The sequence below is a fragment of the Streptomyces sp. NPDC101194 genome, from assembly GCF_044767885.1.
In the GTDB taxonomy this organism is placed as follows: Bacteria; Actinomycetota; Actinomycetes; order Streptomycetales; family Streptomycetaceae; genus Streptomyces.
The window spans coordinates 199,691-216,641 of sequence record NZ_JBIWOS010000011.1; the positions used below are offsets into that span (position 1 = coordinate 199,691).

A 16,951-nucleotide genomic window follows, 5' to 3' on the forward strand; every position below is an offset into this window, starting at 1 on the left:
CCTGCGACCGGCTGTCACAGGGCAGCCCTAGGCTGAGTGGATGCTTGAACCTGATGTGAGGAAGATGCAGGCGGTGCTGCCTGCCCATGCGATCGAGATCGGAACCGAGCCGCTGGAGCAGCCGCTGCGGAACTCGGTGGGCGGCTGGCCGTTCTTCGACGACGCCCAGGAATGGCCGGAGTGCTTCTGCGGCATTCGAATGACCTTGTTCTTCCAGCTCGACCTACCGTCGGACCTGGGGCCTTTCGGCGGAGATCACCTCTCGGTCTTCCACTGCAGCATGCACAACGACGCATCCGAACCCGAGACCGCCGACGGTCGGCTCGTCCCACGGTTCTGGGATGCACCGCAGCCGCCCTACCCACGTCCGTTCTGGCGCGTGCTGCTCCAGCGCAACGCAACACTGCCGGCGGCGGAGCCCGAACCGTCCGTGCGCGCCCTGCCGCTGACCCTGCGCCCCTTCGCCGACACCCCTGATGCGCGAGGACTGGGAGCCCAGATGTTCAAGGTGGGCGGCAGGCCGTCCTGGGCCCAGGATCCCGAGTACTACCGGTGCTCGTGCGGCGCCGATTTGATGTACATCTGCCAGGTTCCTGAACAGATGCAGTTCGCCGTCCGGCCCGGCCGGCCAGAACAGCCCTACAGCATCAGCGCCGATACCTACTGGCTGTTTCTCGGCAACGAGGTCTACCTGCTCGCCTGTCCGGACCACTGCGATCCGGCGGCGGCCTGGCCGGTGAACCAGAACTGATCCCGGCCGGATCCGGACGAGAGGCCCCGGACTTCCCCGGCGGCCGAGCCACTTCGGCGCGTCACGGTCCGCCCACCGGGGCCCGGCCCGGTTCGGGGCGCAGCACCGGCTGGTCCATCGGCGTCCGGCTCCCGACCACCACTCGCGACGGCGATCCCGCCGCCGGCTCGGGATCGGGCGCGGCCGGGCCGGCGACGGCCAGAGGCTGTGCCTGTGTCCGGGCCTGCGCACGGCTGAGCAGAATCACGCCCCGTACCGCCGCGGCCGTTCCGAGCAGCGCCGGGACCAGGCTGATCGTGCCCCCCTGGAGGCGTTCGCCGAGCAGGGCCAGGCCGATGGCCGCCGCAGCCACCGGATTGGCGAGGGTGACGACGGCCAGTGGTGCGCCCAGACCGCCCCGGTAGGCGGTCTGGGAGAGCAGCAGCCCGCCCATCGCGAACGCGGAGACCAGAAGCGCGACGATCACCAGGCGCCAGCTGAGCAGTGGGCCGGTGTGGTCGGTGACGGCGACGGTCAGCGTCTGGGTGAGTGCCGACGCGACTCCCGAGGTGATGCCGGAGGCCGCCGCGTGCCGCAGCCCGGGGCGAGCTCCCGGGCGGCTCAGTCCGGCGACGACAGCCATGGTTCCGGCCCCGACGGCCAGCGCTTCGGGGAGGCTGAGCATTTCGTGCGGAGCGGTGCCGCCCGCGGTGATCAGCAGGGCACCGAGCCCGAGCAGGGTCAGGATCGTGCCGCGCCATTCGATCCGGGTGACCCGGCGCCCGGCGGTCCTGGCACCCAGCGGCACGGCCGCGACCAGGGTGAGGGCGCCGAGCGGCTGGACGAGGGTGAGCGGCCCGTACTTGAGTGCGGCGACGTGCAGCAGCGCGCCGCCCGCGTTCAGCCCGACCGCCGACCACCAGGCGCCCCGCCCGAGCAGCCCCAGGACCCCGGCGTCCGGCTCGGTGCGACCGGCGAGCCGGGCCTGTGCCACCGCGGCCGAGGCATACGCGGCGGCGGATACCAGGGACAGCGCGACGGCGATCAGGGTGGCGTTCATCGCCGCGCTCCGTGCGACGCGTACGAGGACGCGGAGCGGGCCCGCGATCGGGTGTACGCGGTCGGCGGTGCGGGATCGGCGGTGCGGGGCAGGACCATCGCCGCGGGCGTACTCGTGGTGGCGGGCCATGGGACGTGTGTCCGCACCGGCTCCGTGCGCCGCAGGGGCAGCGCGGCGAGAGCCACCGCGAGAAGCGCGGAGACCACGATCGAGTCGAGCCAGTAGTGGTTGGCCGTGCCGACTATCACCAGCAGGGTGACGAGCGGATGCAGCAGCCACAGCCAGCGCCATCGGCTGCGGGTGGCGACGATCAGCCCCACGGCGACCATCACCGCCCAGCCGAAGTGCAGCGAGGGCATCGCGGCGAACTGGTTGGCCATCGAGTCGGTCGCCGGCGTCGCTCCGTACACCGTCGGCCCGTACACCTGGCCGGTGTCGACGAGACCTGTGGCGGCCAGCAGCCGCGGCGGGGCGAGCGGGAACAGCAGATGGAGAGCGAGGGCGGCGCCGGTGAGCGCGGCGAGGATGCGGCGCGACCAGACGTAGTGGCGCGGGCGGCGCCAGTACAGCCACACGAGGAACAGCAGCGTGGCCGGAAAGTGCACGGTCGCGTAGTAGGTGTTCGCGAGGTGGATCAGCGTCTCGTCGTGGAGCAGCAGACTCTGCACCGCGCCTTCGCCCGGCAGATGCAAGGACCGTTCGAAGTCCCAGACGTTCCCCGCGTTGCGGTACGCCTCCTCGACGTGACCGTTCGCGGCCTGCCGGCCGAGCTTGTAGATCACGAAGAGTCCCACGACGAGAAGAAGCTCGCGGAGGAGGGGCGGTCGGGCAGTGCTGTCCGGCTCCCGATCTGCGGGCTCGCGACCGGCGTACCTCATCCGGTGCCCCTTTGCTGACGAAGCGGTGTTACGGAGGCAGGGCTCGGCCCACGCCATATCGATACGCCAGTGTACCGATACGCGAACGTATCGGTACACATGCGTTTCGGTACACTGGCGTATCGATGGACCTCGTCGCAGAATCGCTGAGAGGGAAAACACATGTCGCCGCAGGAAGCCGCGCAGGAACCGGCACACACGCCCCGCCGCTCGAAGATCACGCCGGAGCGGGCGCAGGAGTTCTACGCGGCCGTGCTCGACATGCTGAGAGAGTCCGGGTACGAGGCCCTCACGATGGAGGGGGTCGCCTCGCGGACACGCTGCGGCAAGTCCACGCTCTACCGGCAGTGGGGATCCAAACCCGAACTGGTCGTGGCGGCGCTCCACGGCACCCGGCGGGTACTGCTCCCCGACATCGACACCGGCACGCTGGCAGGGGATCTGCGCGAGGCGGCACAGGCCATCGGCGCGGGATCGAACCGCGACACCCCACTGATGCACGCGCTCAGCCATGCCGCACTGCAGAACCCCGAGCTGCTGTGCGCGCTGCGTGAGGCGCTGATCCTGCCGGAGATCGCCGCGATCGAGGCGATGATCCGGCGCGGCGCGGAGCGCGGCGAGATCCCGGCGGGCACCCCGGCGGCGGAGTTCGTCTCCGTGCAGTTGCTGGGCGTACTGCGCGCCCGCCCCTTGCTGGAGGGGAAGTACGCGGACGAGGCCTACCTCACCCGCTTCGTGGAGAACGCCGTCCTTCCCGCACTCGGACTGGACGCGCCCACGCCCCAGTGATCCCAGAGACGTGGGTCGCCGTCCGAGCGGATGACGACGACCCGCTCGCGCCGCACCGTGGGGACGGGGGCGGCGCACCATCCGGGCGGCCGGTGACTCCTTCGGGAGCCACCGGCCGCCCGTTCCCCATCGCCTCCCGCCCGTCCCGGCCGACGCTCGCCCAGGAACCTCCGGCTCCCTTTTCCGCTCCCGCCTCCGACAGCACCGGCGTGGACCGGCGATCATTCTCGTCCCCTTGACGATATCGCCCCACCCCTCTTATCGTCTACATGACGAGAACAGAGGGGATTCCGACATGGCCGACATCACCCGGCGCCTCGGCTGGCGCCATCTGCGCTCCGCACCCACTGCGCACATCCGCCACCACAAGCGCGGCCGGCTCGCCCACGACGGGCCGGGGCTGAGTTTCTGGTACCGCTCCCTGACCGCAGCGCTCTCCGAAGTCCCGGTCAACGACCGGGAGTTGGCCATGGCCTTCCACGCACGCACGTCCGACTTCCAGGACGTCACCGTGCAGGCCACCGTGACGTACCGGATCAGCGACCCGGCCGAGGCCGCCGCCCGCCTGGACTTCTCCGTCGACCCGGACACCGGGGTATGGCGCGGCGCACCGCTGGAGCAGATCGCCACGCTGCTCACCGAGACCGCTCAGCAGCACACGCTGGACGTGCTGGCCAGGACGGCATTGGCCGAGGCGCTGGTGGACGGTGTCGCATCGGTGCGCGACCGGGTCGCGGCCGGGCTCGCCGCGGAACCCCGGCTGCCCGCCACCGGTATCGATGTGGTCGCGGTGCGGGTGGTCGCCATCCGTCCCGAGGCCGAGGTGGAGCGAGCCCTGCGCACCCCTGCGCGCGAGCAGATCCAGCAGGAGGCCGACCGGGCCACCTATGAACGCCGCGCCGTTGCCGTGGAACGGGAACGGGCCATCGCCGAGAACGAGCTGGCAAGCCAGATCGAACTCGCCCGCCGCGAGGAGCAGTTGGTCGAGCAGCGCGGCACCAACTCCCGGCGCGAGGCCGAGGAGAACGCGGCGGCCGACGCGGTGCGTGCCGAGGCCGAGGCGGCACGCAAGGTACGCCTGGCCCGAGCCGAGGCCGAGGCCGCACGCGAGGTCGGCGCCGCACGCGCGGAGTCCCAGGCTGCCTGGCTGCGGGTGCACGGCGAGGTGGACGCCGCGACCCTGCACGCCCTGGCGACGACGAGACTGGCGGAGAACCTGCCCCGCATCGACAGCCTCACCCTCTCCCCCGATGTCCTCACCGGCCTGCTCAGCAAGCTCGGCAGGACCGATCCCGAGCCCCGGGCATGAGCCTCGCCCCCCGCGCGGTCCTGGTCCACCGCACCACGGAGTACGAGGAGTTGCTGGCCCGGCACGGCACGCACGGCCAAGCCGCGTTCTTCCTGTCCAGCCGCGGCCGGTCCATCGACGAGGTGGCCCGGCGGCACCGGCACACCCGGCAGGCGATCGCCGATGTGGCGGCAGCCGTACCGCTCCAGTGGCGGCAGTCGCGGGTGGAGCGCGCCGATCTCGACCGCTTCCTGTTCGCGCCCGAGGACGTGGTGGTCGTCGTCGGGCAGGACGGGCTGGTCGCCAATGTCGCCAAGTACCTGTCCGGGCAGCCCGTCGTGGGCATCGACACCGATCCCGGACGCAATCCGGGGGTGCTCGTACGCCACCGTCCCTCCGACGCGGCCGGCCTGCTGCGGGCGGCCGCGTCCCCCGTCGGCGCGGCGGACGAGCTCACCATGGTCGAGGCGGTCGCCGACGACACCCAGCGCCTGCTCGCCCTGAACGAGATCTATCTCGGTCCGCCCGGCCACCAGACCGCCCGCTACCGGATCGGCCCCGACGTACCCGGCGCCGCCGCCGAACCGCAGGCTTCGTCCGGTGTCCTGGTCGGCACGGGCACCGGTGCCACGGGCTGGCTCCGCTCACTGTGGCAGGAACGCCGCAGCGCCCTGCCGCTCCCGGCCCCCACCGATGCCCGGCTGCTGTGGTTCGTCCGCGAGGCCTGGCCCTCGCCCGCGACCGGGACTTCGCTGGTCGCGGGCGAACTGGGGCGCGGACAGGGGCTGAGACTCACCGTCGAGTCCGACCGGGTGGTGGTCTTCGGCGACGGAATGGAGACGGACGCGCTGGCCCTGACCTGGGGACAGACGATCCGGCTGGGCATCTCGGCGACGTCGCTGCGGCTGACGGTCTGACGACCCGGACCACACCTCTGACGAGGACGATCGCCGGGTCGGCGCCCTCCGCGCTCACCCCGGGGAGCCACTGTCCGGCCGCCGTGGTCGAACGGTGGTCCGTGGTCCGTAGGCTTCCTTCCACGTACACCGGACTGCCGAGGCCACGCCGCGACACCCTGCGCCGACCCGCGAGGAGCACCATGGACACCGCCCCCGACGAAACCTTCCCCCGCAACTCCCGTCCACCACTGGCGCAGGCGGCGCTCGGCGTGGGTGTCATCGTGCAGGACGCTCACGGGCGCGTGCTGCTCGGCAGACACCACAGCGGCACCTGGGAGCTCCCCGGCGGCAAGGTGGACCCGACCCATGAGTCCATCGCCGCCGCCGCCGTCCGTGAGCTCCGCGAGGAGACGGGCCTGGATGTCGATGTGGCCGACGTGAGGGTTTTCGCCATGCTCCACGACGTCGTGGCGGGGATCAACCGTGTGTCGATGGCAGCCGTGGTGACGCTGGAGTCGGGGCGCCCCCGGGTGACCGAACCGCATCTGATCAGCACCTGGCAGTGGACCGCACTCGACGCACTGCCCAGGCCGTTGTTCGGTCCCTCGGCGCAGGTGCTCGCGGCCTGGCGCCCGGATCTCTCGATCGAACACCCTCCGGCGCACCGGCTGACCGTCTCCGCCGCCGAAGACGCCTCGTGAGCCCTCAGCCGAGCCGGTGAGCGCCGCGCCGGGCGACGGCGAGGATGGCCATGTCGTCCTGGTGGCCGTCGGAGGTCCAGCGTGCGACATCCGCGGTCACCGCGTGGACCAGGTCGTCGGGATCCCTGAAGCAGGTACCGGTGAGGGTGGCGGACGCACACGGATCGTAGAAGGCACCCGTGCGATTGCGCGCCTCGGTGACACCGTCGGTGATCAGGAGCAGCAGCGCGCCGGACGGCAGCGGAAAGACATCGGTGAGGGTGGCGCCGTCCGGCGCGGCCCCCGTGCCCAGCCCCATGCCCAGAGGCAGCTGCGGGCGGGTGGCGTCGAGCCGTGCGACCGCGCCGTCGTGGACCAGGTACGGGCCCGGATGGCCACGGTTGACCAGGCGCAGCAGCGCGCCGTCACCGGGCACTTCGGCCAGCACGGCCGTGGTGAAGTCCTCGCCGGACGTCCTGCTTCCGCTGCGGCTGGACTCCCTGCTCAGCGCGTCGTCCAGGCGCTGGGCCAGTTCGGCGAGCGTGGGTGCGTGTTCGGCCTCCTGGCGGAACGCCCCGATCGCCACCGAGACGGCCGCGACCGCCTGGACCCCTTTGCCCTTCACATCCCCGATGATCATGCGCACGCCGTAGGGGGTCTCCTGCACGGCGAAGAGGTCGCCGCCGATCCTCGCCTCGGCCTGTGCGGCGGTGTATCCCGCGGCGACGGCCAGGGGCCCCGCCTGCGAGGGTGGGTCCGGCAGCACCGCCAGCTGTACCGCCTCCGCGATGACCCGGGCCCGCGCGAGATCCCGCCCCTGACGCTGCAACAACACATTCACCGCGAGGGCCAGGATCCCGATGAGGCCGATCACGGCCAGATCGACGAAGCTCGCCGTGGTGGAACGCCGCCGGATGAGATCCAGCACCAGCGACACACCGCAGGCGAGACTCGCGACGAGCACTCCCGCCCGGAACGACAGCATCGCTCCGGCGATCAGCGGCGCCGCGGCCAGCAGCGGAAGCCCCATGTACGGCTGGGGCGCGAAGACATTCAGCAGCACACCCGACACCAGGGCCGGCACGACGAGCAGCCAGCCCGCCCACGCCGCTGTGCGCCGACTCTCCTGCACCTGTACTCCCTGTCGCCCCCTCCAGGATCCCAAAACTGAACGTACCATCCATGATGCCCGCAAATACCCAACGATGGACCGGGTCCCCTCCGCCCCGCGATCCGTGCCGCCATGGGGCCGTCGGCTCATGCGGGCAGGGCCGAACGGACCGGGCGACGTGGTCGGTGAGGGTGCGCCCATCGGGTGGACGACGTCGCACACGAGGGACGGGGAGCGCCTCGTGCCCCGTCCCCGCGGGTCATCGGTCGCCTCGGCCCTCGCCATGTGCCGGGCGAACGTTCCCGCACCCGACCGTTCTCCCCGCACACTTGTGGCCATGCTGAATCGAGTAGCCGTACTGTCCGACATCCACGGAGTCCTGCCGGCCTTGGAGGCCGTGCTCGCCGATCCGGACGTGCAAGCCGCGGATCGCATCGTGCTCACCGGCGACATCACCGCCGGCCCACAGCCGAACCAGGTCCTCGACCGGCTCGTCGGCCTCGGCGACCGTGTCGTGTGGATCAGCGGCAACGCCGACCGCGAACTCCTCGAATACCGCCGCGGACAGCGGGAATCGATCCCCGATCCGATCGCCCCCTGGGCCGCCGAACAGCTGCGCGAGGACCATCTCGACCTGCTCGGCTCGCTGCCCCGGTCGCTCTCCCTGTCGGTGCGCGGACTCGGGAAGGTGCTGTTCTGCCACGCGACTCCCCGTGACGACGAGGAAGTCGTCCTGGTCGACTCCCGCCTCGACCGCTGGAAGGAGGTCCTCGGCGGACTCGACGACGACGTGCGCACCGTGGTCTGCGGCCACACCCACATGCCGTTCGTCCGTCTCGCCCACGGCCGGCTCGTGGTCAACCCCGGCAGCGTCGGCATGCCCTACGGAAGAGCGGGGGCCCATTGGGCCGTTCTCGGGCCGGGCGTCGAACTGCGCACCGCGGACTTCGACGTCGAGACCGCGTCGGCGCAGATCGCACAGGACTCCGGCTTTCCCGGAATCTCCGAGTGGACCGACTACTTCCTGCACGCCCGCGCGACGGACGAGGACGCTCTTCACGCCTTCGCCCCACGGGACGGCCGCGACCACGCGCCCTGACATCCCCCTCGGCGACCCGGTGAGCACAGCGGGCGGACCGGTCGCGGCAGTGACTCCCACGGCCTCGGCCACACCCACGCCGCGCAGCAGCCGCACACGGTGCGACCCATCGGCCGCGAGCGGTTCGGGCGGCCCGGAGAGCGGGCACGACGGCCCGTACCCCGGTCCGCCCCGGCACCGTTCCCCGGTGATCGGTACCGTCAGTTGTTCGAATATCCGAACGTCCGGACCGGCTTCCCGTACCGCTGCCGGGTCGGCGGTACGCCGGTCCGACGCATCGGAAGCGCATGAGGAGCAGCGATGAACCCTGAACCCTTACTCCGACAGACGGTGGCCGAGGACATGACAGCCATCCCGGCCGGGGAGATCGTCCTGCGGGACGAGGGCACCAGAACGAACTGGAAGGTCGCGGTCGGAGCCTTCCGGCTGGCGCCGTATCCCGTGACCACCGAGTTGTACCGGGCGGTCCGGGGCGAGGCGCCCGCGGGCCCGGCGGGCCCGCTGACACCGGTGACGGAGGTTTCCTGGAAGGAGGCCGTCGGTTTCTGCAATCTGCTCTCGCGAGCGACGGGGCTCGAACCCTGCTACGTGATCGGTGACGATCCCGACGGGCAGGACGTGGTCTGCGACTGGGAGGCCGACGGCTACCGCCTCCCGTCCGAGGCCGAGTGGGAGTACGCGTGCAGGGCCGGGACGTCCGACGCCCGCTACGGAGAGCTGGACGAGATCGCCTGGCACCGCGGCAACTCCGGCGGCACGGTGCACGATGTCGCGACGAGGAAACCGAACGCGTGGGGGCTCCACGACATGATCGGCAACGTGTGGGAGTGGTGCTGGGACGTCTACGATCCAAGCGTCTACGGCCCGTACCGCGTCTTCCGCGGCGGTGGCGCGTACGACCGCCCCCGCGGCTGCCGGGCGTCCTGCCGCCGCAGGAGTCACCCGACCTTCCGCATCGACGACCTGGGGTTCCGGCTCGCACGATCGCACTGAGCGGGACATGAACGGCGCGCCCGGTGGCCGTCCTCCGCTCCGGGGCAGCCGCCCCGCTCAGGCCGGGGCACCTGCGGTGAACGTGACCGGCAGGTGCTCCGGGCCGCGCAGACCACCCGGCCGCCACCGCAGTTCGCCGGGAGGCACCGCCAGGGCGAGACGCGGAAGGCGGCGCAGGACGGTGCCGACGGCGATCTGGCCTTCGAGCCGGGCCAACGGGGCGCCCAGGCAGTAGTGGATGCCGTGTCCGAACGCGAGGTGCGCGTTGTCCCTGCGGGCGATGTCGAGACGGTCGGGGTCGGGGAACTGCTCCGGGTCGCGGTCTGCGATGGCGGAGGCGATCAGCACGGTCGCGCCGCGCGGGATGTCCACCCCGGCGAGGGTGACGTCCTCGCGCGCGAACCGGGCGATGCCGGGGTTGACCGGTCCGTCGTAGCGCAGGAACTCCTCGATCGCGCCCGGCAGCAGCGCCGGATCGTCCCGCAGCATCCTCAACTGGTCGGGGTGGGCGAGCAGCGCGGCGATGCCGCTGCCGATCAGGTTGACCGTGGTGATGTAGCCGGCCACCAGCAACAGGAAGGCCATGGCGATCAGCTCGTCCTCGTCCAGCCCCTGCCGCTCGTCCCGGGCGACGACCAGCGCGCTGAGCAGATCGTCCCCGGGCCGGGCGCGTTTGGCATCCAGCAGCCCGGTCAGGTAGGAGCGCATCCGGCGCCACGCCCCGTCCACCCGGGCCGGGTCCGGTGGTTCGTTCCCTCGCAGGACCATGTCGTCGGTCCACCGCTGGAAGTCGTGCCGGTCGGTCACGGGCACGCCGAGCAGTTCACTGATCACGGTGACCGGGAGCGGCAGTGCGTAGCTCTCGATGAGATCGGCGCGGCCGGTCGGCACGATCTCGTCGAGGAGTCGGTCGGCGATCTCCTGGACGCGGGGCCGCAGTTGCGCCACCCGGTGCGCGGTGAACGCCCGGGAGACCAGTCGGCGCAGACGGGTGTGGTCGGGCGGATCGCAACGGAGCATGTTGCGCAGTACGGACTCGCGGTCGGTGGTGGGCAGCCGTTCGGCGAACCGGGGATCCGACGCATCACGGACGTCACTGCTCAGTTGTGGGTGGGACAGCGCCGCGAGGCCGTCTTCGTACCGCGTGACCAACCAGGCTTCCATGCCTCCGATGACGACGGCGCGCCGCACCGGGCCCTCCTGGCGCAGTTCCCGGTAGAACGGGAAGGGGTCCGCCACGAAGGCCGGATCGGCATAGGGCAGGAGGACCGGCTGCTGGCTCATCATGCCTCCTCGGGGCATCGCACCCCTTTGCTCATATTCGTATATTTTGGTCCGATTCGCTCCAGCCTAATGGGCCCGGGACGTCATCGAGGGAACACGCGGCCCGAGGCCGACACGGCACGGCTCACCGGCCGGGCCTCCGCCCTCGGACGGTCTCGGGCCCGAGCCCGACGCGTGCGGCCCTGCCGATCGGGGTCGGGGCGATCCCCCGACCCGGGGAACGGGGACCTCGGCCCGGCGGGCCCCTGACCGCGTCCCGGAGGGTCTGCGCGAGCCGCGACAGACATCGACGGGCTGTGCGCGGTTCCCGACGTGCTCAATGGCCGGGAGCACGGCCCAGGACGCCCAGCGGGCTCGAACTCTCCAGGTCCCCGAGCCGGGTGCTGTCGGCGCTGCTGTGTCGATTCCCGGACCATGCGCCTCCGGGTGACGTCGGCCCTCAGGCCGGCCAGTCGACCTGCCCGTTCTCCACCGTGAGCACATCCGGCGTCAGGGCTTCGTGGAACCTGATGCAGCCGATCCGGACCGCGGCGTGGTCCGCGATCAGGTGGGTGCTGTGCGCTCGGGCCGCCAGCCAGCTGAGCAGTTCGCCGACGAGGTCGAAGTCGTCGGGGTGAATCTCCTGTCGGGAGGTCAGCGACCAGCCCTTCCCGGGCAGGTCCGCGCGACCGGCCAGCGCCGAGCAGAGCACTCCGCCCACACGTGAGGCGGCGCCACTCTCCGCCAGCAGGGGACGAGGCTCGTCCACGACCACCGGATCCCCCGAGTCGTCCACGGCCACGAAGGGGAACCCGGTCACGACGGACAGGCGCTCGGGCTGTGGCCCGATTCCCAGATGCCAGCGCAGCTCGGCGAGTTCCTGCTCGGAGAGCTCGTCGCGCAGATCGACCGTGACCACCAACTCATAGATGTCACCCACCTGGCGCACTCTACCGAGACGCCGGGTCACGACCAGGAGCCGGGGAGAGCGGGAACACCGTCGCGATCGGTCCCCGAATGCCCCTCTGTCCGCAGCGCACTTCGACCGGGTCGGGATGCGCTGTCACCCCGTCAGGAACCGATCCCCGGTCGGACCCTACAAACGATCAAGAGGCCGTTCCGGATCACTCCGCAAACGACCTCTGACCTGCGACTCATATGAGTCGGGACGACAGGATTTGAACCTGCGACCCCTTGACCCCCAGTCAAGTGCGCTACCAAGCTGCGCCACGTCCCGATGCGATTCCCCCCGGTCTTCCCGGGCGGCTGCGCAGGACAAACATTACCTCACTCCGAGGACCGGATCGACGCCCGTGCCTGGTGGGCGCGGTCGGCCAGGGATTCGGCACCGCATGCCGTGGCCAGTTTGTGGGCCCGGGCGAGTTCGCGCGGGGAGCGGATCGCGATGCCGTAGTCGACGAGAGCCAGGGCATGTTCGTACGCGGACGGGGAGGCCTCCAGATGACGGACCGACTCGGCCAGCAGATGGACGGCGTCCTCCGGGCGTGCGAAGAGCGCGACACAGCGCAGGGCCTCACCGATCGCGGTGTCCGTACCGAAGCGCTCGGCGTGCACCCGGGCGGAGGCGGCGATCCGGGCGGCGCGGCCCGGGTCCTCCTCGGCCAGGGCGCGGGCGAGATCGCCGGCCCAGGGAGCCCATACGCCGTTGAACCTGCCTCGTGCTTCGAGGGCGCGGCCGGCCGTTTCCAGTTCGGTGACCGCCTCCTCCGTACGGCCTTCGGCCAGCAGCAGCCGACCGCGCAGACACGGGGCGTCGGGCAGCACCATCGCGCTGGGATAGGGCGGACCGAAGTCGTAGCGATCGGCGATCTCGCGGGCCTCCGCGACACGGCCGCGGGCGGTCAGCGTGTCGATCAGGAGACAGGCCGCGTCCCAGTGGACGGGGAGCCCGCTGCCGACACGGTCGGCGAGGCGCAGTCCTTCACGCAGGAAGCCCTCCGCCTCCGCGAGTCGTCCGCGGCGGCGGTGGACCAGACCGAGCAGGGTGTGCGCGAACGCGAGGTGGGCACCGCTCCAGCCGGAGATCTCGAAGGCTCTGACGGCCTCGCCGAAGAGTTCCTCGGCACGGTCGAGCTGGTCGGTGAAGGCGTAGGTGATGCCGACGAGGGTCGGGAGCTCGAAGCCCCATTCCGTGTCGGTCCAGCCGAGTCCGCGGGCCGGGTGGCCGTCGACCAGGGCACGTTCGCAGAGGTCGACGATGAGCTGGGAGTTCTCGCCGCGCATCATGGCGTCGAAGGCGCGGAGCGTGAGCAGGGCGCGCTCGGCGTTGTCGCGGCCGGAGAGATGGTCGGCGTTGCGGGCGAGTCTGCTGGAGCGGGCGGGTCCGTCGTCCTCGGTGGACTGCATGCCCTCCCAGAGGAAGTGGGCGGCCTGAAGCCTCATCAGGCCGGGGCCGGGCGCGGTGCGCGCGGCCTCGGCGGCAAGGGCGGTGGCCGCATCCTTCAGCTGGTTGTTGTGGGAATGCGCGGCCGCCAGCCGGTAGGTGGCGTCGACCCGCTGGTCGTCGTCGAGTCCGGGCATGTCGAGGGCGGCCCGCAGATGCCGGACGGTGGTGGCTGGGGAGCTGAGCAGCGTGGCGCAGCCCAGTTCGTACAGCAGCGTTGCCTGCACGCGTGGGCGCGGCGGTTCCTCCAGGGCGCGTTCGAGGCAGCGCCGGGCCGCCTCCGGAGCGCCGACCGCGAGGTGCTGTTTGGCTGCCTCGCGGAGCTGTTCGACCAGTTCCTGGTCGTCGTCCGGGTGCACTTCGAGCAGGTGCCGGGAAGCCGCCGCGGCACCGAGGCCGGCCCGGGTGATCGCCCAGGCCGCCCGGCCGTGCATGGCGGTACGGGTGGCCGGCGGGATCGAGCGGTACACCGCGGTGGCGATCAGCGGGTGGACGAACTCCAGCGGGTCGAAGCCGGTGACGATACGGGCCTCGCGCAGCCGCGCCGTGCAGTCGGCCGCCTCGGCGGGACTCATTCCGGCGAGGGTGGCGGCGAGATCCTGCGAGATGTCCGTACCGAGGACCGCGGCGGCCCAGGCGAACCGGTTGGCATTGGTGCCGAGCCGTTCGAGCCGCGCGACGAGGCCACTGCCACGGGCCGACGCGCCGAGTTCGCGCAGCAGCCCGGCCGATTCCTCCAGCGGCGCCAGCTCGCGGTCCTGGACCTTGGCGACGAGTTCGACCGCCTCGTAGGGGTTGCCGCCGGTCACGGCCCACACCTCGCGGCAGAACGGATCGTCGGCGTGTTCCCCGAGGGCCGCACGGGCCAGCTCCGCGGTGGCGTCCGGGGTGAGGGCGCGCAGCGCCACCCGGACCTGGGAAGGGTGCGAGCCGCCCACTGCGCTCTCCTTCTGCCGCGCCGCCAGTTCCTCCGGCCGGTGGGCCTGGACGACCAGGACGGGCAGTTCACCGAGGCGGGCGGTGAACGAGGCGAGCCAGGCGAGGGATTCGCCGTCCGCCCAGTGCGCGTCGTCGATGACGAGCAGCAGCGGACGGTGGCTGAGCCGGGACGCGAGGCGGGAGACGACGAAGTCGAGGCCGTCCCGGACACCTTGCGGATCCGCCTGCGGGCCGGTCGGCCGAGCGAGCCCGAGGGCCGGCGCGGCGATCTCGTACCAGGCCCCGAACAGGGTCCGCACCTCGTCGGGCGGGAACTGGTCGAGGGCGGGCTGCAGCAGTTGGCGTACGACGTGGAACGGCACGGACGTGACGGTTTCGCCGCCGCGCGCGGACCAGACCGTGCAGCGGTCGGCGGCCATCGCCTGGATCTCGGCGAGCAGTGCTGTCTTGCCGATGCCTGCCTCACCGCTGAAGATCAGCAGCCCGCCGGCCGCCTGGGCGCCGCACAGGGCATCCACGGCTTGTGCGGCAGCGGCGAGTTCCGGTTCGCGCTCGTACAGCGGCCGGGACTGCTTCATCCCTACCCTCCCCAAAGTGGTGCGGATGACTGTCGACACTAGTCGTGCGCGGGGGTCCACGGACAGCGGTTCGGACAGTTCGCCGCAGGTGCGGGGCACAATCGAGGGGTGGACGAGACTCACCGCGACCGCGATGCCGAGGGCCGGGCGCGCAATGCGCGCCCCCGTGACGGACTGGGACGCCCGCTGCCGTACGGGACTCCGGGAGTGGAGCGGCAGCCGGAGGGGGTCGCGCGTACACCCGAGGAGACCCTGTGCGAGGCACAGCGGCTGCTGGACGCGGGGATGCCGTTCCATGCGCACGAGGTGTTCGAGGACGCGTGGAAGTCGCGGCCGGTGGCGGAGCGGGAGTTGTGGCGCGGCCTCGCACAGCTGGCCGTGGGACTGACACACGCGGCGCGGGGCAACGCGACCGGCGGGGCCCGGCTGTTGCGGCGCGGAGCGGCGGCGCTCGCGGAGTACGGAGCCGCCCGGCCTCACGGAATCGGGGTCGACGGGCTGATCGGCTGGGCCGGAGAGCTGGCGGGGCGGGTGGAGCCGGGCGGCGGCGCGGCCGATGCGCGGCGGGCGAGTGCCGAACCCGTGGACGCGGCCGTCGAGGCTCCCCGTCTGCGGCCCCTGGAACCGTAGCCCGCACGATCGGGAGCGGCGACGCACGGCCGGTGGCCCGGACGGCGCGCGCGGTGGGGCATGGGGCAGACTCGGTGCGGTGAGAAAGATCTATGTCATCGGTATCGGCGCGGGCGACCCCGACCATCTGACCCTGCAGGCCATCAAGGCTCTGAACAGGGCGGATGCGTTCTTCATCCTCGACAAGGGCGAGGAGAAGTCCGATCTGACCGGGCTGCGACGGGACATCCTCGACGTACATGTGAAGGACGCGTACCGGCTGATCGAGGCACGGGATCCGGAGCGGGACCGCAGGACGTCGGACTACTCACCCGCGGTGGACGACTGGCGCAGGCGCCGTGCGGATCTGTACGAGCGGTTCATCGCGGAGGAGCTCGGCGAGGACGAGTGCGGGGCGTTCCTGGTGTGGGGCGATCCCGCGCTGTACGACTCCACGCTCGGCATCCTCGAAGAGATCCTGGACCGGGGCGCGGTCGCCTTCGACCACGAGGTGGTCCCCGGGATCAGCAGCGTCTCCGCACTGCTCGCCAAGCATCGGACAGGGCTGAACCGGGTGGCACGTCCGGTGCAGATCACGACGGGCCGACGGCTGGCCGAGGGCTGGCCCGAGGGCGTGGACGACGTCGTGGTGATGCTCGACGCGCGGCAGGCGTTCACTCGCCACCTGGACCAGGATCTGCACATCTACTGGGGGGCCTATGTGGGCACCGCCGACGAGATCCTGGTCTCCGGGCGCCTCGCCGAGGTGTCGGACCGGATCGAGGAACTGCGGGCCGAGGCGCGGGCCCGCAAGGGCTGGATCATGGATACCTATCTGCTGCGTCGCGACTGAATCAGCCTTCCTGGCACAGCAGTCGGAGCGCCGCGGCGACATCGTGCACGACGCGCACGCCGCCGGGCGGCGGCGGTCGGCGGACCACGACCACGGGCAGCCCGAGGTTCCTGGCAGCGGTGAGCTTCGCCGCGGTGGCGGAGCCACCGCTGTCCTTGGTGACGAGGACATCGATGCTGTGGTCGCGCAGCAGTGCCGTCTCGCCCTCGACGGTGTACGGACCGCGGTCGAGGAGCACCACGGTGTGGCGGGGCAGCGGCGGCTCGGGCGGATCCACGGACCGTACGAGGAAGTGGAGCCGGTCCGCGCCGGGGGCGGTGGCGAACGCGGCCAGGCCGAGACGGCCGGTGGTGAGGAGGATCCGGCGGCCCAGGCCGGGCAGCCGGGCAGCGGCGTGGGCGAGGTCGTCGACCTGATGCCATCGGTCGTCGGGACCCGCCGTCCAGCCGGGGCGGCGCAGTGCGAACAGTGCGGTGCCGGTGGCCTTCGCGGCTTCGGCGGCGTTGGCACTGATGGCGTCGGCGAACGGATGGGTGGCGTCGACGACGGTGTCCACGCCGTGGGTGCGCAACCAGTCGGCGAGGCCCCCGGGCCCCCCGAAACCGCCGATGCGTACGTCCCCCGCGGGCATCCGGGGCCGGGCGACCCGGCCGGCCAGCGAGGTGGTGACGCGCGCGGTCGCCCCGCCGCCGGGCCCGGTCAGCTCGGCGGCGAGCCGCCGGGCTTCGGTCGTACCACCGAGGATGAGGATGTGGCCGGGCATGCACCGAACCTACGT

The 16,951-nt window shown here is 71.8% G+C and carries 16 protein-coding genes and 1 tRNA gene; 9 read left to right on the forward strand and 8 right to left on the reverse strand.

Going from position 1 to position 16,951, the window contains the following annotated elements:
• Positions 1-64 precede the first annotated feature (64 nt).
• Complete coding sequence (locus ACIRP2_RS32480) at positions 65-751, forward strand: hypothetical protein (protein WP_404256802.1); 687 nt, start codon at positions 65-67, stop codon at positions 749-751.
• 61 nt (positions 752-812) lie between these two features.
• Here ACIRP2_RS32480 and ACIRP2_RS32485 read toward each other — a convergent pair whose 3' ends face one another.
• Both ACIRP2_RS32485 and ACIRP2_RS32490 read right to left on the reverse strand, forming a co-directional pair.
• On the reverse strand, positions 813-1,790 hold the full coding sequence (locus tag ACIRP2_RS32485) for a hypothetical protein (RefSeq protein WP_404256605.1): 978 nt from the start codon (positions 1,788-1,790) through the stop codon (positions 813-815).
• The gene (locus ACIRP2_RS32490; protein WP_404256607.1) at positions 1,787-2,668 is read right to left on the reverse strand and encodes a phosphatase PAP2 family protein; all 882 of its coding nucleotides are present in this window, start codon (positions 2,666-2,668) and stop codon (positions 1,787-1,789) included. Before ACIRP2_RS32490 ends, ACIRP2_RS32485 begins: the two co-directional genes overlap by 4 nt.
• A 162-nt stretch (positions 2,669-2,830) precedes the next feature.
• On the opposite strand from ACIRP2_RS32490, the gene ACIRP2_RS32495 reads away from it, so the two are divergent.
• From ACIRP2_RS32495 to ACIRP2_RS32510, 4 genes are all read left to right on the forward strand, one after another.
• On the forward strand, positions 2,831-3,457 hold the full coding sequence (locus ACIRP2_RS32495; RefSeq protein WP_404256609.1) for a TetR/AcrR family transcriptional regulator: 627 nt from the start codon (positions 2,831-2,833) through the stop codon (positions 3,455-3,457).
• A gap of 295 nt (positions 3,458-3,752) precedes the next feature.
• On the forward strand, positions 3,753-4,766 hold the full coding sequence (locus tag ACIRP2_RS32500; RefSeq protein ID WP_404256611.1) for an SPFH domain-containing protein: 1,014 nt from the start codon (positions 3,753-3,755) through the stop codon (positions 4,764-4,766).
• A complete protein-coding gene (locus ACIRP2_RS32505) occupies positions 4,763-5,662 on the forward strand; it encodes a hypothetical protein (protein ID WP_404256613.1) in 900 nt (299 codons plus the stop codon). Before ACIRP2_RS32500 ends, ACIRP2_RS32505 begins: the two co-directional genes overlap by 4 nt.
• A gap of 182 nt (positions 5,663-5,844) precedes the next feature.
• The gene (locus ACIRP2_RS32510) at positions 5,845-6,345 is read left to right on the forward strand and encodes an NUDIX hydrolase (protein ID WP_404256615.1); all 501 of its coding nucleotides are present in this window, start codon (positions 5,845-5,847) and stop codon (positions 6,343-6,345) included.
• 4 nt (positions 6,346-6,349) lie between these two features.
• Here the strand turns inward: ACIRP2_RS32510 and ACIRP2_RS32515 are convergent, their stop codons facing one another.
• Positions 6,350-7,456 (reverse strand): PP2C family protein-serine/threonine phosphatase, encoded by a 1,107-nt coding sequence (locus ACIRP2_RS32515; protein WP_404256617.1) that lies wholly within the window; start codon positions 7,454-7,456, stop codon positions 6,350-6,352.
• 316 nt (positions 7,457-7,772) lie between these two features.
• Here ACIRP2_RS32515 and ACIRP2_RS32520 point away from each other — a divergent pair, with 316 nt between their 5' ends.
• Both ACIRP2_RS32520 and ACIRP2_RS32525 read left to right on the forward strand, forming a co-directional pair.
• Positions 7,773-8,534 (forward strand): metallophosphoesterase family protein, encoded by a 762-nt coding sequence (locus tag ACIRP2_RS32520; protein ID WP_404256619.1) that lies wholly within the window; start codon positions 7,773-7,775, stop codon positions 8,532-8,534.
• 342 nt (positions 8,535-8,876) lie between these two features.
• The gene (locus ACIRP2_RS32525; protein WP_404256621.1) at positions 8,877-9,527 is read left to right on the forward strand and encodes a formylglycine-generating enzyme family protein; all 651 of its coding nucleotides are present in this window, start codon (positions 8,877-8,879) and stop codon (positions 9,525-9,527) included.
• A 57-nt stretch (positions 9,528-9,584) separates the two neighbouring features.
• Here the strand turns inward: ACIRP2_RS32525 and ACIRP2_RS32530 are convergent, their stop codons facing one another.
• The 4 genes from ACIRP2_RS32530 to ACIRP2_RS32545 form a co-directional block, all read right to left on the reverse strand.
• Positions 9,585-10,811 (reverse strand): cytochrome P450, encoded by a 1,227-nt coding sequence (locus ACIRP2_RS32530; protein WP_404256623.1) that lies wholly within the window; start codon positions 10,809-10,811, stop codon positions 9,585-9,587.
• A gap of 439 nt (positions 10,812-11,250) precedes the next feature.
• A complete protein-coding gene (locus ACIRP2_RS32535; RefSeq protein ID WP_404256625.1) occupies positions 11,251-11,730 on the reverse strand; it encodes a hypothetical protein in 480 nt (159 codons plus the stop codon).
• A 223-nt stretch (positions 11,731-11,953) separates the two neighbouring features.
• Positions 11,954-12,027: transfer RNA gene (locus ACIRP2_RS32540), tRNA-Pro, on the reverse strand.
• 50 nt (positions 12,028-12,077) lie between these two features.
• Positions 12,078-14,711 (reverse strand): ATP-binding protein, encoded by a 2,634-nt coding sequence (locus ACIRP2_RS32545; RefSeq protein WP_404256628.1) that lies wholly within the window; start codon positions 14,709-14,711, stop codon positions 12,078-12,080.
• Between the two features lie 108 nt (positions 14,712-14,819).
• Here ACIRP2_RS32545 and ACIRP2_RS32550 point away from each other — a divergent pair, with 108 nt between their 5' ends.
• Together ACIRP2_RS32550 and cobF are read left to right on the forward strand one after the other, a co-directional pair.
• A complete protein-coding gene (locus ACIRP2_RS32550; RefSeq protein WP_404256630.1) occupies positions 14,820-15,341 on the forward strand; it encodes a DUF309 domain-containing protein in 522 nt (173 codons plus the stop codon).
• Between the two features lie 79 nt (positions 15,342-15,420).
• A complete protein-coding gene (cobF, locus tag ACIRP2_RS32555; protein ID WP_404256632.1) occupies positions 15,421-16,173 on the forward strand; it encodes a precorrin-6A synthase (deacetylating) in 753 nt (250 codons plus the stop codon).
• A gap of 1 nt (position 16,174) precedes the next feature.
• On the opposite strand, the gene ACIRP2_RS32560 is transcribed toward cobF, so the two are convergent.
• Positions 16,175-16,936 (reverse strand): cobalt-precorrin-6A reductase, encoded by a 762-nt coding sequence (locus ACIRP2_RS32560; protein ID WP_404256634.1) that lies wholly within the window; start codon positions 16,934-16,936, stop codon positions 16,175-16,177.
• Positions 16,937-16,951 lie beyond the last annotated feature (15 nt).

Excerpts from the sequence above, each read along its gene's own strand:
- ACIRP2_RS32520 (WP_404256619.1), top strand. The coding sequence starts at position 7,773 with ATGCTGAATCGAGTAGCCGTACTGTCCGACATCCACGGAGTCCTGCCG.
- ACIRP2_RS32545 (WP_404256628.1), bottom strand. The coding sequence starts at position 14,711 with ATGAAGCAGTCCCGGCCGCTGTACGAGCGCGAACCGGAACTCGCCGCT.
- ACIRP2_RS32505 (WP_404256613.1), top strand. The coding sequence starts at position 4,763 with ATGAGCCTCGCCCCCCGCGCGGTCCTGGTCCACCGCACCACGGAGTAC.
- ACIRP2_RS32525 (WP_404256621.1), top strand. The coding sequence starts at position 8,877 with ATGACAGCCATCCCGGCCGGGGAGATCGTCCTGCGGGACGAGGGCACC.
- ACIRP2_RS32500 (WP_404256611.1), top strand. The coding sequence starts at position 3,753 with ATGGCCGACATCACCCGGCGCCTCGGCTGGCGCCATCTGCGCTCCGCA.
- ACIRP2_RS32510 (WP_404256615.1), top strand. The coding sequence starts at position 5,845 with ATGGACACCGCCCCCGACGAAACCTTCCCCCGCAACTCCCGTCCACCA.
- ACIRP2_RS32495 (WP_404256609.1), top strand. The coding sequence starts at position 2,831 with ATGTCGCCGCAGGAAGCCGCGCAGGAACCGGCACACACGCCCCGCCGC.
- ACIRP2_RS32485 (WP_404256605.1), bottom strand. The coding sequence starts at position 1,790 with ATGAACGCCACCCTGATCGCCGTCGCGCTGTCCCTGGTATCCGCCGCC.
- ACIRP2_RS32530 (WP_404256623.1), bottom strand. The coding sequence starts at position 10,811 with ATGAGCCAGCAGCCGGTCCTCCTGCCCTATGCCGATCCGGCCTTCGTG.
- ACIRP2_RS32490 (WP_404256607.1), bottom strand. The coding sequence starts at position 2,668 with ATGAGGTACGCCGGTCGCGAGCCCGCAGATCGGGAGCCGGACAGCACT.
- ACIRP2_RS32560 (WP_404256634.1), bottom strand. The coding sequence starts at position 16,936 with ATGCCCGGCCACATCCTCATCCTCGGTGGTACGACCGAAGCCCGGCGG.
- ACIRP2_RS32480 (WP_404256802.1), top strand. The coding sequence starts at position 65 with ATGCAGGCGGTGCTGCCTGCCCATGCGATCGAGATCGGAACCGAGCCG.